This is a genomic window from Microbacterium sp. KU4F (assembly GCF_056868075.1).
The window spans coordinates 1,152,957-1,166,729 of the sequence record NZ_CP200324.1 but is presented as its reverse complement, the minus strand read 5'-3'; the positions used below and the strand labels follow the sequence as shown (position 1 = coordinate 1,166,729).

Genomic DNA, 13,773 nt, shown 5'->3' with positions numbered 1-13,773 from the left:
GGCCGGCGTCATCTGGCCGTGGTCGGCACGACGTCCCAATGCTCCCGGATGAGGCCGTCGTCGACACGGAAGATGTCGGCGGCGAGGAACGGGTCGTCGGATGCGGCACCCACGGGCTGGGAGAAGATCCAGACGAGGTCGCCGTCGGAGACCGAGATCACGGCCTGCTGCAGGGGGAAGCTCGCGCCGGCGAAGAAGGTCTTCAGGGCCGCGGTGCCGTTCGGTGCGACGCTGTTGTGCTGGAGGTAGTTGGGGTCGAACGCGCGGTCGAGGACGCTGACGTCGTGGTCGCGGAAGAGCGTGTTGTACGCGTCGACCACGAGCTTCTTGTTCGCGTCATCCTGCTCCGGCGTCGGCGCGGACTCCTGGTCGCCGGGTTCGTACAGGTCGCTGAACATCGTGTTCGTGTTGCCGCTGGCGGGTGTGCCTTGGGGAATGGGCTGGGCGAACGACCATCGCTCGGTGATCTTCCCGTCGGTCACGCGGAAGAGATCGGCGGCGGCCTCGCCTGTCCGCTCGTCGTCGGGGTCTTCTGCGATCTGCCAGTGCACCGCCACGAGGTCGCCGTCCGCCCCCTGGTGTTTGATGACGGCCTGCGCCCCCGGGACGCGGGCATGGTCTGCTCGGAACTGGGCGAGCAGCCCGTCGGGCCCCGCGGTGAGCCCGGCGCCGTGCGCGACCGCATCCGGTGCCACGGCCGCCTGGGCCGCGGCGGCCGCATCCGGCGAGTCGGGGTCGGGGAACGCGTCGGCGATGAGTTGGGTCACGAGCGTCTCGTTCGCCTGCTCGACGAGGGATGCGGCGCTGCCGGCGGCGTCGCCGTCGGCAGCCGTCGAGGTGGGGGTGGGTGCGCCGCCCGCCGACGCGGGTGACGCGGCGCAGCCGGTGAGGGCGATGCCGGCGGTGAGGAGGACGATGCTGCCGATGAGCAGCGGAGTGGGGCGGCGACGGGTGCTCATGCGTCCACGCTCACCGCGGATCTTCTGCGTGGTCGAGGCAGGGGATGCAAGCCCGCTGAAGGAAGTGTGAGCGAGAGCTATGCGCGCGCCCTCACCCGGCGCGTCGCTGCCGGTAGACTCGCAGGGCTAGCCTCTGTAGCTCAGTGGAAGAGCCACTCCGTCCTAAGGAGCGGGTCGGGGGTTCGAATCCCTCCAGGGGCACTGCCGTTAGCCCCACCCATGCCAGATTCATCAACCTCAGGCGTGGGTGGGGCAACGCTTCTCCGCCCTCCACCAGCAAGAGACCAGGTGACGGAGTTTCGCGGCGCCGCAGTCGCAGAGAGCATCGCTGAGGTTCGTGCATGGGCCGTCTTGCACCTACACGATCAAGTCGACAGCGATGACCAGCTGTACCCGTCGCTGTTGGTCTGGCGCACCGGATTCGGCCACGTCGGCCAACATCTCCCGATTCTTATCAGTAAATGGAGGGGCTATCAGAGCATGGCTGAACTCGTTGCCGTCAACACGTCGGCGTGTAGCGGCAAAGACGGACGTGACGTCATCACCGTCACCGCGGAGGGCGGGCGGGCGGCCGTGCTCGGCATACCACCGGCGGGATGACCTTCGGACGGCTGTGAGCGGCACGTACTTGCCATTGCAAATGGCGGCCGACTTGCTAGACCGTGGCGCCGGCTCGATACGCCATTACTAGATGCGCCACCTCATCCGCCGTCGCGCGACGAGCTCGCCCTGGTTCCCGTGCCTCCGGGCGAACAGCCCGTGCGAGCGTGCTCGTAACCTCACCGCTTTGCCATGGGGACTGCTGAAGGTTTGGGTGACTCCTGATCTGTGGTGATTCGTCACCGCTGGAAGGATGTCCTCATGCCTAAGCCGTTCCCCAAGGAGTTACGGGACGATGTCGTTGCGATCGCGTTGAAGCGGGAGCCCTCGTTCGCGCAGATCGTGAAGGACTTCGGGATCTCGGAGTCGTGCGTGCCGCGATGGGTGAGGATCGCCGAGGCCGACGGCGGTCGCCGGCCCGGTGTCAGCTCGAGCGATGTGGCCGAGAACCGTGAGTTGCGCAAGCGCGTGAAGCTGCTTGAGCAGGAGGTGGAGATCCTGCGGCGGACGGCGGCGTATCTGTCGCAGGCGAACCTGTCCGGCCCAAAGGGCTCTACCCGCGCGTAAGTGAACTCGCCGCCGACGGGATCCCTGTCGGGGTGACGTGTCGGGTGTTGAAGTTCGCGAAACAGCCGTACTACCGGTGGTTGCAGGATCCTGTCTCGCGGCGCGACTGGGACGATGCGCACCTGATCAACGCGGCGATCGATGTGCATGCCGACGATCCCGCGTTCGGATACCGGTTCATCGCCGACGAGCGCGCCGAGGCTGGGTTCACCGCATCGGAGAGACGGGTGTGGCGGGTGTGTTCGGAGAACGAGATCTTCAGTGCATTCGTCCGCAAACGCCGCGGCAAGGGGCGCCTTGTCGGTCCTCCGGTGCGAGATGATCTCGTCCGGCGCGAGTTCACCGCGGCTGGCCCTCACCGGCTCTGGCTCACCGAAATCTCCGAGCATCCGACCGGCGAGGGCAAGGTCTATCTCTGCGCCGTCAAGGACGTCTGGTCGAACCGGATCGTCGGGTACTCGGTCAACGAACGCATGACCTCCGAGCTGGCCGTCTCCGCTTTGCGGATGGCGATCCAGCGCCGCAGCCCGACCGGCACGAGTGTTCACAACGACAGAGGCAGCCAGTTTCGTTCGCGGCGCTTCCAAGCCGAACTCGACCGGCACGGCCTCGTCGGTTCAATGGGTCGGGTCGGTGCTGCCGGCGACAACGCCGCGATGGAATCGTTCTTCGCGCTCCTCCAGAAGAACGTCCTCAACAGCCGCCGCTGGACCACCCGCGACGACCTCCGCCTCGCGATCGTGACCTGGATCGAACGGACCTACCACCGCCGTCGCCGACAACGCGTCCTCGGCGAATTGACGCCCGTCGAGTTCGAAGCCATCATCACCACACATGCCGCATCAGCGGCCTAACAAGAAGAGTCACCAAGACCTTCAGCAGTCCCCGTTGCGCATCCGCAGGCGTATGGCGGCCTGGCTTTCGCCGCCGCCGCCTGCTATCTCGTATCGCTCGGTTGGCGCTGATCCCGACCCGGGGTCGCAGTACCCTGTCAGCATGGACTACTCCCTCTCCGTCCCCTCCGTGACTGAGTTCAAAGCGCTCTATGACGAGACTGGTTGGGGAGACTGGACCCTGGAGCGGTTCGAGCAAGCCCTGTCCGGGAAGCTGGATCGTCTGCACTGTCCGGGACGACGTGGGCCGCTTGGTCGGGATGGGCAGGCTCATCAGCGACGGGGCGCTCCACGCCTTCGTGACCGAGATGATCGTCACGGAACACGCTCGGGGCGCGGGTATCGGAGGGCAGATCCTCGCGCGTCTGGTAGATGAGGCACGTCGCCGTGGTGTCGACGACGTCCAGCTCTTTGCGGCCCGGGGACGAGTCGAGTTCTACGAACGCCACGGCTTCGAGCGCCGCCCCGAGAATGGTCCCGGCATGGACGTGGCCAGCCTTCGGTAAGGCATCCGCAGAAGAGACTATGAGCCGCCGGCTCGATCAGTCGGGGGAATGCGGCGTTCTACGTGTACGGCGGACCGGGTGGAGGGCACATAGACCGCTCCTGCTTTCGAGCTACGACGCGCTGAGCGGTTTACCGTTCCGGGGTGAATCGCGGCGATAGATGTCGCGCTTGTCGCATCGTTGAGTGTCCGATGAGCAGAGCTACTTGAGCATCCTTCGAAGAGCCCAGCAAGGGCGTTAGTTGGATACTGCGCAGCCATTAGCCGTCAGAGGGACGGGGCGTGCTCCGGGAAGATGATCGTCGCCATGGTGCCGTTGCCATCCGCGCGCCCGTCGAGTCGGACCGTCCCTCCGTTGGCTTGAATGAGCTTGCGTGCGAAGGTGAGTCCGAGCCCCACGCCCGGAATGGCGTGCTTCAGCGCGTAGGAGGCCCGGAAGAACAGATCGAACGCTTGATCGCGTTCCTGTTCTGTCATCGTGGCACCCCGATCGCTGACCTCGATCACGACATGTCCGTCGTCTCGCCGGACCGCAATCTCGACAGGGGAAGCGGGCGGCCCATAGATGACGGCGTTGGCGACGATGGCAGTCACTGCCTTGTCGAGATCGTCTGGATCGGCATGGATGCGAAGCTCTCCACCAGTGACGCGCGCGGGGATGATGCGCGCCGTCGGATATCGACTGGCGACCGACCGCAGTACCGACAGCACGTCGACGCGACGAGAGTGACGAGGGATGTGGGTGCGGTTCGCGCTCATGATCTGGTCGATGACGGCCAGCTGGCGCTCGCCAGCCTTCACGATGGTCATGACTGCGGCGAACAGATCCGGGGCCTGCTCCTCCAGGGCGTCGGCGAGCAGGTCGGCATATCCGAGCATGACCGTCAGCGGGGTCCTCAACTCGTGTCCGACGGTGTTGAGGAACTCGTCGCGTGCAGTGATTGCGCTGGTCAGCGCGGTCACATCATGGGCGATGATCAGGGCTCCGATCCGTTCCCCCTCGAGCGTGAAGATGTCTCGCGCCGAGAACTGAAGGGTCAGCTGTTCGGATGGTTCACCAACGTTGAGCGGGACTCCGTCCGCGTAGATCCCGGCATGGAGGGCATCGAGGAAGCTCCGATCGACGGGGAAGGGGCGCCCGTCGGTGAACCGTATCGCAGGCGCGGAACTCCGCGTCCAGCCTCGGACGCCGGCAAGCTGCATCAGTCGGTCGGCGCCGGCATTGCTGAGGGTGGCGACGTCGTCACGGTCGATGAGCATGATCGCATCGGAGGTCGCATCGGCGATTGCCTGAAGGATTGCACGACCGGCTACGTTTTCTCCGAAGAGCGTGTTGATGCGCGCCCGCGATTCGGCGAGGGCGGCTTCCTTCCGTCGTGTCCACGCCGCCGCGGTCGCACAAAAAGCGCATACCACGAGCGCCAGGACACAGAACGCCCCGACCTGCCAGTGAGCCTGGGCGGCACCCACATCGCCGGCGCGTCCGGCGAGCTGAGGGAGCAGTCCCATGAAGACAAACACGACGGCAACGGGCACGAACCACCAAAGCGGGAAGGCGAAGGCGATCCACATGAGCGGGAAGAAGACCGTGATGCCCGCAACAGGTAGGGAGGGAAGCAGGTCCATGCGCGCGTATCCCCAGAGCGCCAGATCCGCCAGAGGGAAGAAGACCCACCACTGACTGGTCGCCTTCAGCGCCTGGGTGAGTCGACAGGCGATAGCCGCCGCTGTTACGACGATGACCCCGACGACAGCGACACCCGCCCCGCCAGGCGTCACATAGTGGGGCGTGGCAGCGGCGACGACGGCAGTTAGCGCGAGCATCGTGCCGGCGAAGACGTATTGCGGGGTGAGGTTTCCTCGCACTCGGTCGACAATGCTGGATTTCATCGCAGAGGTCCGGCCGACGGGGTGATCATACGGGAATAGTAGGGCGGATGGGTTTCCGGATGGTGGATCGCGGATCTTGCGGAGGCTCGGGCCGAGTGGGGCTGGCTGCTTCGCGAGCTCGGCTTCGAGCGCGAGCGCGTGTGGCCCGAGGGGGAGTCGTGGGCCGCTGGTGGCGCGTATCTGACGCTCACGACCTCACCGAATCTGTCCGCGGTTGCGCACGATCGGAGGGCGCCAGGCGTGAACCACCTTGCATTCAGAGCGGGCGTGCCCGACCGGGTTGACGCGATCATGGCTCAGGCGGAGCAGCACGGGTGGCGGCCGTGGTATCAGGACCGGTATCCGCACGCGGGAGGCCCGGATCACTATGCCGGCTGGCTGCAGAACTCTGCCGGCTTCAAAGCGGAGGTCGTCGCCGACGAGTCGTGACGATCCTCACGTGGTGGCCCTGAGTCAGAGCGTGATCGCGCGGAGGACGACTACGTTGCGCCCCTTGTCGGCGTCGTGATCGTAGCCGATGGGGAGGCCGCCACGGGCACCGCGACGTACGCGGTGACTCTGCTCGTCGGCAGGCTCGCTCGTAGATTGTTCATCAGGGCGGGGAACATCGGGGAGTCGCCTGCTTATCCAGGACCGACCATGATCACCAGCGGCAGTCCGCGCCCGTCCACGAGCGGATAGATCTTCGTGCTCAACCCGCCCCGCGATCGACCTATGGCGGGATCAGCTGGCTCCTCACGCATTCGTCTCAGAACGAGCGACCCTGCCGACCAGCGGAAGAGGGCAACAATGGGCGGAGCCGCTCCCACTGTTGCTGGCCACGAGATTGTTGACGCTGGCTGATACGGCTCGCGAGCTTGCGAGGAACGATAGGAGGGTCGGCGGATACCCGCCGACCCTCCTATCGTGTCGGATCAGGGTTGGGCTCAGTGTTCGTCGTAGTGCTCACCGTGGGCGGCGTGCTTGTGTCCGTCGTGGACGTAGTCGATGTGGTCGTCGTGCACCACGGTCTCGTGGCCGCACTCGTTTCCGTGAGCATGCTCGGCGACGGTGTGCTCCGCGACGCTCTCGTGTTCGTCGTAGTGGTCGCCGTGGGCGGCGTGGTGGTGGGTTCCATGCACGTAATCGACGTGATCGTCGTGCGGAACGGCCTCGTGGCCGCAGCCGGCGTCGTGCTCGTGCTCGGCGATGGTGTGCTCGGCGTGGATCTCAGTCGTGCTCATCAATCTCTCCTTTGTCCAGGGTCTTCTCTTCGAGAACGTGGGTGACTGCGTCGTCGATGACGTGCGCGATGTGGTGGTCCGCGAGGTGGTACAGAGCCTCGCGTCCCGTCCGTACGACCGTCACGATGCCCGACTGTCGCAGCGTCCGAAGATGCTGTGACACAAGGGGCTGGGACATCTCGCTTCGCTCGACGAGCGCGCCGACCCCGCAGGGTTCGGATGCTAGTAAGTGCAGAAGAAGCAGGCGTGAGGATGACCCGAGGATCTTGAAGAGATCCGCTGCGGCATCCAATCCCTCTTCTCCTCGACTGGCAGAGGAACTCCGCGCGGAAGGAGTGACCATGGTGCGAGTGAGCAACAGTTGGGTCAACGCGGCCCTGCGAGCGTTGCGAGCGCAGCGGCCCCGACCGTACGCGGGACGAGATATATCGCTCCGGCGCTATCTCGAGAACGTGAATCAGCTCGGATTTCAAGAAGATATCGTTCGACGCAGCTCGGTTTGAAAGCTAATTCCGAGCCGCGGACTTCAAGCGGACCGGAGAGTTCTCGGCGATTGGATTGATATTTGTTCTTAGTACGTCAAGCTGAGCGGGCGGCCGATATAGGAGTTCATGGATCTGATCCACTTGGGCCCTCGCTCTTGCACCGAGTGGCGGCGATCTCGGCGTTATCGCTCGCTGACATCGACGGTGGTACTCGTCTGCGAGCCAGTACTGGTGTGATCCTCGCTCGCCTTCAGATTGGCGCTCACGAAGAAGCGCTTGAACTCGCCGAACGCATCGCGTGGATAATGCCTGCCTCGGCCGGCGCACTCCTCTCCTCAACAGAGTGCAGTGCTATGTGGGCCGCTGTCGCCGAGGCTTACGTGACACAGGGACATGCGCGGGAAGGCGCAACATTCGCGTACCGTGCAGTGCAGGCCGCCGCGGCGGCAGAGAGCGAGGCGGCTCTTTTCCGCGCCCATTCGCTGGTTTGCGTCTGCTCAGCGTTGTTCGGAGATTACGACGCGGCGATAAAGTCCGCCGGAGCGGCTAGATCGATCGCGCATCGATTCGGGTGGACCCCGGATGTGAGCGGCTTTCCTCTGATTCTGGGCGAGATTCTGATCTACTCCGCTGACCTTAATGTAGGAGCTCTCGGCGATCTAGCCAGTACCCTGCGGACGTTCTCGTCGAATCCGCGGTACTCCGTCACTGCCGCTGCTGTTGATGCAATGGTGGCACTTGCCAACGGTGACACCGGCGCGGCGGTGACTATCGCAACACGCATAGTAGCGAGCGCGACCGATGAGAGAGCGCTCCCCATGGTTCGCGGCTTCGCGACCGGCATATTGGCGGACGCCCTCTTGACTCGCGGCGAGCCGGACGGGGTGCTCATCCTGCTGGAGCACGTCCCGTCGACTCCCGGACACTCCCTCTGCTTCGACATGCAACGGGCATCGGCTCATCTCATGCGCGAAGACTACGCAGCAGTCCTTCGCGTCACCAGTGGGTGCGTGGCACTGGGAGCGGAACACAGCCTGCGAACTCTCGCGCCCATCCTGTTGCGCCGCGCGCTGGCACACCGCGCGCTTGGGGACTGCGGCATCGCGGACATCGAGGTGGAGGACGCGCTCAGAATGATGGGGGAGTCAGGATCGGCCACGCCTCTGCTGACACTCTCGACCCCCCAGCTGCAGACGCTCCTCACGAAGTTCGCTGCAAGTAACGAGGCACTGGCGTCTCTTGTGAGCGTGCTGTCAGATCGCTTGAAGAAGCTTCCCAAGTTGTCGGGTTTACGCGTTCGAACTCTGCCGCTACTCACGCCGCGCGAGACGGAGCTGGCATGGCAACTGAGAGATCAACTGACGCTCGATCAGATCGCTCGCGACCGTTTCGTATCTAGGAACACAGTTAAGACGCACGTGCGATCGCTCTACATCAAGCTCGGAGTGTCCTCACGTCAAGAAGCGGTTCAACTCCTTGAGCGAGGTGGCTTCTATGAGCGTCGATCACCTCGTCCGACCTAACCTACGGCTGGGCCCCGACCCGCTCTGAAATGGAAGGCTGCGCGGCGCGGCGCATCGAGTTCTGGCGTATTGCGGTGAGGGGACTACGCTCTTACCTGCTGGGGAAACCCCGCGAAGGCTCACCCGGCAACTGCGGCCCCGCGCATTAAGTGCGGGGCCGCAGTTGCCAGACGCCTCCGCAAGCGAATGTGCCCCACCTCCGTCGTGGTCTTCGTGGCCGCGGATGGTGCGCTCGCGTTCCGTGTGGTCCGGGGCAGCGTCGATCATCCCGATGAGCTGGCGCTCGCCCATCGCGCGTTGTGATGTCAATCACCTGCCCAGTGAAGGCGATCGCTGCGCGACGCGCCTGGACGTAGTCATTAACCATGGCGTCAACATGCCTCTGTGCTCCGAAGCTCGTGGTGCACGTCTTACCCCGAACGCACGCAGGAGCGCACGTCCGAGTCCGCCCTCCACTCGCTCTTGCGCCCCGACGTCCGGAGCGACCCGGCACAAACCGTGCCGGGCTTGGCGCTGGCAGAATCGTAGTCATGCCTGAAGCTCCACTCCCCGAAGCCGCTTTCACTTTCCTCCGCCAGCCGAATCCTGCAGTGATGGCGACGGTCACGTCGAAGGGCAAACCAGTATCGGTGGCCACTTGGTACCTGATCGAGGACGACGGCCGCATCATGCTATGCATGAACTCCGACCGTGCACGGCTGAAGCATCTGCGGAGCAACGGGTACGTTTCCTTGACTGTGCTGGATCCAACGAACTGGGGCACTCATCTGTCCGTTCAAGGGCATGTGGTGTCAATCGAGCCCGACGAAGGATTCGTCAACATCGATCGGCTTTCGCAGCACTTCCATGGCAAGGAGTACTCCGCGAAGGACAGCCCGCTCGTGACTGTCCACCTGGAGATTGACCGCTGGTTGGGTTGGGCCGGGGGACGCGCATCCCAGTTCTGAATCGGTGCGGCCCTGCTGTGCCGGCAGGACGCCCCCTCCCAGCCGAAGCCAGGAGGGGTGTTTCATTGAATCGGCCTGACTTCCGTTCCGTTCTTCAAGCAAGGATGGAAGACGATGAACAGGAACTAATCACCGGAGATGCGTGAGCGGGCGCTCAGGATGCTCGCGGAGACGCGGCCGTCGCACCCGACGATGATGAGCGCTGCTCGGCATGTCGCGGAGCTGTGGGGAACACGTCTTAGCAGTCAGAGGGTCGGCGCTGTGCTTGCCCGCTGCTGTCGCTCCCAGACGGACCGGATCGGATGCGTGTCGTAGATGATGTGCAGGTGCCGGATCCGCCCATCAGGGTCGAGCTCAGCAACATCGACGACGGAGAACGGGGCAGGGGTGCCGTCCGCGAGCGTCCAATTGAAGTCAAACCAGAACGCGATGGTCGCTGTCGCTGTCGCTGTCGGTGTCGATGTACTGACCAGCGTTTGGCGAAGCGTTAGCGCGGACGCAGCTGTGTCAGCGAATAAAATCGGGTAAAAATCTCGCGCCGACCGCTGGCCATATAGCGGGGAACTCACGACGCCATCCGTCGCGAACAAGTTGAGCACCGCGTCCACGTCAGCTAAGGAGAGCGCGTCTAGGTACGCCTCGACGAGGTTCGAGTGAGACAAAGGGAGCATTATGGTGGCTCACTTTCTGATCGCGACTTGAGTAACCCAAACCAGGCCTCATCTTTGGATCTTGCCCCAACGTGAGGCGCCGCGGGTCTGATGTATACTCGCGCTGTTTGATACCGACCAGCAGATCGCGGTCGTTGGGGACAGCACAGAAGTCGCTCTCGAACTCAGCGGGTGGGACGTCGCCGAGGTAACCGTGGAGGCGCTGGGTGTTGTGCCAGTGCCCCCCAGCCGAGCGTCGCGAGCTCGAGGTCCTCGATGCTCTTCCATGGCCCGGATCGAGCGGGTCGGCGGAGGAGTTCTGCCTTGTAGTGGTGATAGATGACCGAGGGCGACACCTCGAGGGCAGTCGCGAGATCGCGGATCGACCAGGTCAGCACGTGCGACGCGCGGGTGAGTGCGGCGGCCTCATCGATCACCCGGGCAGGGCTGAGGCCGACATGGAAAGCGCGTCCGGTGGTCGTGGGAGACATCGTCGCCTTTCGATACTGCGCGTGGATGGCATATGAGTTAGGTAACGCTTACTCGCTCTACTCTGGTCATAACGGACCGATTAGAACGCTGTTCACTTTACGCGATAATCGTTCTCGATAAGAGGCCGGCGCTCGGTCCATGCCACAAGGAGGCTCACGGATATGACTACCGATACGACGGTGGCGAGGACTCCCGCTGATCCCCCTGCGGCCGTGACCGTCGCAGTCAAGGGCGTCGACCCACGGATTGGGCTTCCGGGGGCGAGGCCACGGCTCCACCGCGGGGTCGTGGTCGGCTGATGCTCGTTTGAGGAACTCGTCGATGTTCCGCTGAACCTCAGCTTTGTCTCGTCCGGAGAGGCTCCCCTGGTAGACGTTGATTGGCTGCTGAGGTCTCTTCCACTCCACCTTCGCCAGTTCGCCGTTCTGGAGGCGGAGCAGTTTGAGTAGTGGACGCGGCTCACTGACGATGGCCAAGCGTGGCTGGTCGAGCAGGGGCGGCTGCCGCCGCGGACCTCGCTGCACCGCGTCACTGAGCCCGCCACGTAGGTCACGTTGGAACCCCTGTCAGTTGCAAAGCTGATGGGGGTTCTTTCGTCGCTATCCCTGATGATTCGTGCTCGGGGTTGGTGCGAGTCCGCCGACCGACCTCCACGACCGCTGCCACGGCCGCCGGGAGGGCGGTTCCTGCCTGGCAGATGGCGAGGGAGGGTCAATACGCCCCAAGCTGATATCAGCCGGTCGTTCCCGTTCCGAAGGCGCTCACGTACGCCCTGCGGAGCTGGTCCGTCGCCGGCCCGGTCAGGCAGTCCGATGCGAAACCACCGGTCGAGGCGACGAGGTAGGCGTGGCCGACGGTGAACAGGTCGCCGCCCGTCGATGGGTCGGTCATCTGAGGGATCTCGGCGCTTGTGCCGGGGTCGCCCGCGTATGTCGTCGTCACCGTGAGGGTCACCACACCGTCGTTGACTCTCGTCACGGTGGCCTCGTAGGCGGTGTCGTTGGCGCGCAGGGCGGCGTCCGTGGGCGCGTCGCACGTGATGGCCCCGCCGGTGGGCTCGGGGGTCTGGACGGCCGGTGTCGCGACGAGACCGGCGATGAGGACTGCGGCGGCAGCTGTCGCGCCTGTGCCGAGAGAGGCTCCGGCGACGAGGAAGCGTGAGCGTCGGCGTCGTGCACGTGTGGCGTCGTCGCGCTCGGCCGCGGCGACGACGCGTCGGATGTGTGCGTCATCGAGCGGGGGGAAGCAGCGCTCGGATCAGCGCGGCGCATGAGCGCTTTCAGGTCATCATCTTCGGTCATCGTGCTCCTCCCTCCAGGGGTGCAGCGAGAACGGGCGGGCAGACCGCCTCCATCTGCTGCCGGAGCTTCTTCTTCGCGCGGTGCAGACGAATGGTGGCGGCGTTCACCGACGCCCCGATGATGATCGCGATTTCTTGGGGGCCGAGCTCTTCCCACGCCCACAGCCGGAGTACTTCAGCGTCTGTCTTCGAGAGGCGGGCGAGAGCAGCGCGGAGGCAGTTCTCGCGGGGGTCGGCGGTGGCGTCGGGGGCTGTTTCCGAGGGCGGATCCAGCGTGATGATCCGGGCGACAACGCGCTGCTGCCGTCGCGCAGAACGCTCTGCGTTCCGCAAGCAGTTGCGTGCGGTGACGTAGAGCCAGGGCAGTGCGTCTTCGGGTACCTCATCGAACCGGCGCCACACCACGAGCATCGTTTCGGAGAAGACGTCGTCCGCGGTCTGCGGGTCGGCGCGGCGGCGAAGAAATCGCAAGACGGCGTCGCCGTTCGCGCGGACGAAGGCCTCGTAGTCCCGAGACCGTTCGGCGGAGTAACGCTGCACATGACGATCATGTCCGATGGACCGCACTTCTTTCGTCCCAGCGGTCGAGAAGGAATCCACAGTTGTGGTGAAAGGAGGGGCTCGGTGCCGGCCATGAAACAAAAAGGTGCTGCGTTCACGGGCACCCGAGCCCGGAAGGATCTCCATGCGTCTACGCAGCATCACAGTCGTGGCCGGTGCCCTCATCGGCCTCGGTATCGCCGATGGGCGACGGTCACATCCGCCATCGCGCCGACGACGCGAGCGCACGCCACGTTCATCGTCAGCCCGTCGGGGATGCCGGTGACACGATAGCGTCCTCTCGCGCTCTTCAGCAGCCCGATCAGCGCACCTACCTGCCGCCGTCTCTCCTGAAAGTGATCCATGAAGAATCCCGTCACCCTGCCCGCGTTCGCCGCGTTCGCCCTGCTGAGTACCGTCCTTCTCTCGGGGTGCGCTGGACCGGCCGCGCCTGTCGATGTTTCCACCGCGTGCGCCTCGGTGTCGACCACGACGAGCCCGCCGACGTGCGAACGCTCGTACGACACGGGGGTAGCTGTTCGTCTTCCCGAGACGGCGACGGGGGTGGTCGGCGCCGTCGCGCGCGGGGGCGAGGAGTTCGTGACGAGCACGGGTGCCCGCCTCAAGATGAGCGACAGTGTGCGCGACCGCGTGCTCGAGGGCAACGCCTACGCGAGCAGCATCTACCAGGCGCAGGTCTCGGACGGCACGGTGACGTCGGTGACGCCGGTTCTGACCGTACCCTCCGGCGTCGCTCTGACACGCGTCCTCGGCGGAGCGGTGCTCGTGGGAGAGATCACCCCTTACGCGGGCGGTGATGTCTACGACACCGCAGGTTCCCTGCCGGTGGTCGTGACGCTGGATGCGGCAGCCACCGGTGACCTGTTGCACGGCACGATCGCCAATGCGACATCGGCTGTCGCGCTGAGCGATGGCACGTGCGTGCCCGCGCTGGCGGCCGCCGGATCCCGAAACCCTCTCCAAGGCACCTTCACGTCCTCGCTGCAGCTTCTCCCGCGATCCCTCGATGCACACCGCTTTCGACGACGAACTCGTCCTGCACTGGGCCGACTCCTCCAGCGGGATGGGTGCGGGGTTCTTCCTGTCAGTGGCGACCATGATGGATGCCGACCCCCTGGCCTCCACGTGGGAGGTCGGCCAACACGGTAACCCCGTCTCCGGGCCGGGCCTTGTGCTTC

At 64.9% G+C, this 13,773-nt stretch carries 14 protein-coding genes, 1 tRNA gene and 3 pseudogenes; 8 read left to right on the top strand and 10 right to left on the bottom strand.

Translation table 11 applies throughout. From position 1 onward, the window contains the following. Window positions 1-8: 8 nt before the first annotated feature. The gene (locus AC1VNH_RS05890) at window positions 9-959 is read right to left on the bottom strand and encodes a nuclear transport factor 2 family protein (protein ID WP_483110306.1); all 951 of its coding nucleotides are present in this window, start codon (window positions 957-959) and stop codon (window positions 9-11) included. Window positions 960-1,088: 129 nt separating this feature from the next. On the opposite strand from AC1VNH_RS05890, the gene AC1VNH_RS05885 reads away from it, so the two are divergent. The 4 genes and pseudogenes from AC1VNH_RS05885 to AC1VNH_RS05870 all read left to right on the top strand — a co-directional run bounded on the left by AC1VNH_RS05885 (window position 1,089) and on the right by AC1VNH_RS05870 (window position 3,525). Then, window positions 1,089-1,160: transfer RNA gene (locus AC1VNH_RS05885), tRNA-Arg, on the top strand. Window positions 1,161-1,247: 87 nt separating this feature from the next. Next, window positions 1,248-1,559, top strand: a complete 312-nt coding sequence (locus AC1VNH_RS05880; protein ID WP_483110305.1) for a hypothetical protein — start codon at window positions 1,248-1,250, stop codon at window positions 1,557-1,559. 261 nt (window positions 1,560-1,820) lie between these two features. Next, window positions 1,821-2,980 (top strand): annotated as a pseudogene (locus AC1VNH_RS05875) (IS3 family transposase). A 191-nt stretch (window positions 2,981-3,171) separates the two neighbouring features. Next, entirely contained in the window at window positions 3,172-3,525 is a 354-nt protein-coding gene (locus AC1VNH_RS05870) for a GNAT family N-acetyltransferase (RefSeq protein WP_483110304.1), read from the top strand. 266 nt (window positions 3,526-3,791) lie between these two features. Here the strand turns inward: AC1VNH_RS05870 and AC1VNH_RS05865 are convergent, their stop codons facing one another. Then, on the bottom strand, window positions 3,792-5,096 hold the full coding sequence (locus AC1VNH_RS05865; protein ID WP_483110303.1) for a sensor histidine kinase: 1,305 nt from the start codon (window positions 5,094-5,096) through the stop codon (window positions 3,792-3,794). A 384-nt stretch (window positions 5,097-5,480) separates the two neighbouring features. On the opposite strand from AC1VNH_RS05865, the gene AC1VNH_RS05860 reads away from it, so the two are divergent. Continuing rightward, complete coding sequence (locus AC1VNH_RS05860) at window positions 5,481-5,843, top strand: VOC family protein (RefSeq protein WP_483112699.1); 363 nt, start codon at window positions 5,481-5,483, stop codon at window positions 5,841-5,843. A 48-nt stretch (window positions 5,844-5,891) separates the two neighbouring features. Here the strand turns inward: AC1VNH_RS05860 and AC1VNH_RS05855 are convergent. From AC1VNH_RS05855 to AC1VNH_RS05845, 3 genes and pseudogenes are all read right to left on the bottom strand, one after another. Further along, window positions 5,892-6,154 (bottom strand): annotated as a pseudogene (locus AC1VNH_RS05855) (IS5/IS1182 family transposase); the annotation flags it as partial. A 186-nt stretch (window positions 6,155-6,340) separates the two neighbouring features. Then, window positions 6,341-6,637, bottom strand: a complete 297-nt coding sequence (locus AC1VNH_RS05850; RefSeq protein ID WP_309735901.1) for a hypothetical protein — start codon at window positions 6,635-6,637, stop codon at window positions 6,341-6,343. Continuing rightward, a complete protein-coding gene (locus AC1VNH_RS05845; protein ID WP_309735903.1) occupies window positions 6,624-6,929 on the bottom strand; it encodes an ArsR/SmtB family transcription factor in 306 nt (101 codons plus the stop codon). The genes AC1VNH_RS05850 and AC1VNH_RS05845 overlap by 14 nt, the downstream gene beginning before the upstream one ends. A 426-nt stretch (window positions 6,930-7,355) precedes the next feature. Here AC1VNH_RS05845 and AC1VNH_RS05840 point away from each other — a divergent pair, with 426 nt between their 5' ends. Together AC1VNH_RS05840 and AC1VNH_RS05835 are read left to right on the top strand one after the other, a co-directional pair. After that, on the top strand, window positions 7,356-8,645 hold the full coding sequence (locus AC1VNH_RS05840; protein WP_483110302.1) for a helix-turn-helix transcriptional regulator: 1,290 nt from the start codon (window positions 7,356-7,358) through the stop codon (window positions 8,643-8,645). Between the two features lie 530 nt (window positions 8,646-9,175). Then, a complete protein-coding gene (locus AC1VNH_RS05835) occupies window positions 9,176-9,592 on the top strand; it encodes a pyridoxamine 5'-phosphate oxidase family protein (protein WP_483110301.1) in 417 nt (138 codons plus the stop codon). A gap of 245 nt (window positions 9,593-9,837) precedes the next feature. Here AC1VNH_RS05835 and AC1VNH_RS05830 read toward each other — a convergent pair whose 3' ends face one another. From AC1VNH_RS05830 to AC1VNH_RS05810, 5 genes and pseudogenes are all read right to left on the bottom strand, one after another. Further along, the gene (locus AC1VNH_RS05830; protein WP_483110300.1) at window positions 9,838-10,263 is read right to left on the bottom strand and encodes a nuclear transport factor 2 family protein; all 426 of its coding nucleotides are present in this window, start codon (window positions 10,261-10,263) and stop codon (window positions 9,838-9,840) included. 106 nt (window positions 10,264-10,369) lie between these two features. Continuing rightward, window positions 10,370-10,574: pseudogene (locus tag AC1VNH_RS05825) on the bottom strand (IS3 family transposase); the annotation flags it as partial. A gap of 892 nt (window positions 10,575-11,466) precedes the next feature. After that, a complete protein-coding gene (locus AC1VNH_RS05820) occupies window positions 11,467-11,712 on the bottom strand; it encodes a hypothetical protein (RefSeq protein WP_483110299.1) in 246 nt (81 codons plus the stop codon). A 319-nt stretch (window positions 11,713-12,031) separates the two neighbouring features. Next, entirely contained in the window at window positions 12,032-12,721 is a 690-nt protein-coding gene (locus tag AC1VNH_RS05815) for an RNA polymerase sigma factor (protein ID WP_483110298.1), read from the bottom strand. 35 nt (window positions 12,722-12,756) lie between these two features. Next, complete coding sequence (locus AC1VNH_RS05810) at window positions 12,757-12,939, bottom strand: hypothetical protein (RefSeq protein WP_483110297.1); 183 nt, start codon at window positions 12,937-12,939, stop codon at window positions 12,757-12,759. Here AC1VNH_RS05810 and AC1VNH_RS05805 point away from each other — a divergent pair. Continuing rightward, window positions 12,938-13,744: a hypothetical protein gene (locus tag AC1VNH_RS05805; protein ID WP_483110296.1), complete on the top strand. Its 807-nt coding sequence runs from the start codon at window positions 12,938-12,940 to the stop codon at window positions 13,742-13,744. The two genes, AC1VNH_RS05810 and AC1VNH_RS05805, sit on opposite strands and share 2 nt — an antisense overlap. Window positions 13,745-13,773 lie beyond the last annotated feature (29 nt).

Bases quoted from the DNA above. Each gene is read 5' to 3' on its own strand.
- AC1VNH_RS05890 (WP_483110306.1), bottom strand. From the start codon at position 959: ATGAGCACCCGTCGCCGCCCCACTCCGCTGCTCATCGGCAGCATCGTC.
- AC1VNH_RS05870 (WP_483110304.1), top strand. From the start codon at position 3,172: ATGACGAGACTGGTTGGGGAGACTGGACCCTGGAGCGGTTCGAGCAAG.
- AC1VNH_RS05865 (WP_483110303.1), bottom strand. From the start codon at position 5,096: ATGTGGATCGCCTTCGCCTTCCCGCTTTGGTGGTTCGTGCCCGTTGCC.
- AC1VNH_RS05850 (WP_309735901.1), bottom strand. From the start codon at position 6,637: ATGAGCACGACTGAGATCCACGCCGAGCACACCATCGCCGAGCACGAG.
- AC1VNH_RS05835 (WP_483110301.1), top strand. From the start codon at position 9,176: ATGCCTGAAGCTCCACTCCCCGAAGCCGCTTTCACTTTCCTCCGCCAG.
- AC1VNH_RS05830 (WP_483110300.1), bottom strand. From the start codon at position 10,263: ATGCTCCCTTTGTCTCACTCGAACCTCGTCGAGGCGTACCTAGACGCG.
- AC1VNH_RS05815 (WP_483110298.1), bottom strand. From the start codon at position 12,721: ATGGAGATCCTTCCGGGCTCGGGTGCCCGTGAACGCAGCACCTTTTTG.
- AC1VNH_RS05805 (WP_483110296.1), top strand. From the start codon at position 12,938: ATGAAGAATCCCGTCACCCTGCCCGCGTTCGCCGCGTTCGCCCTGCTG.
- AC1VNH_RS05810 (WP_483110297.1), bottom strand. From the start codon at position 12,939: ATGGATCACTTTCAGGAGAGACGGCGGCAGGTAGGTGCGCTGATCGGG.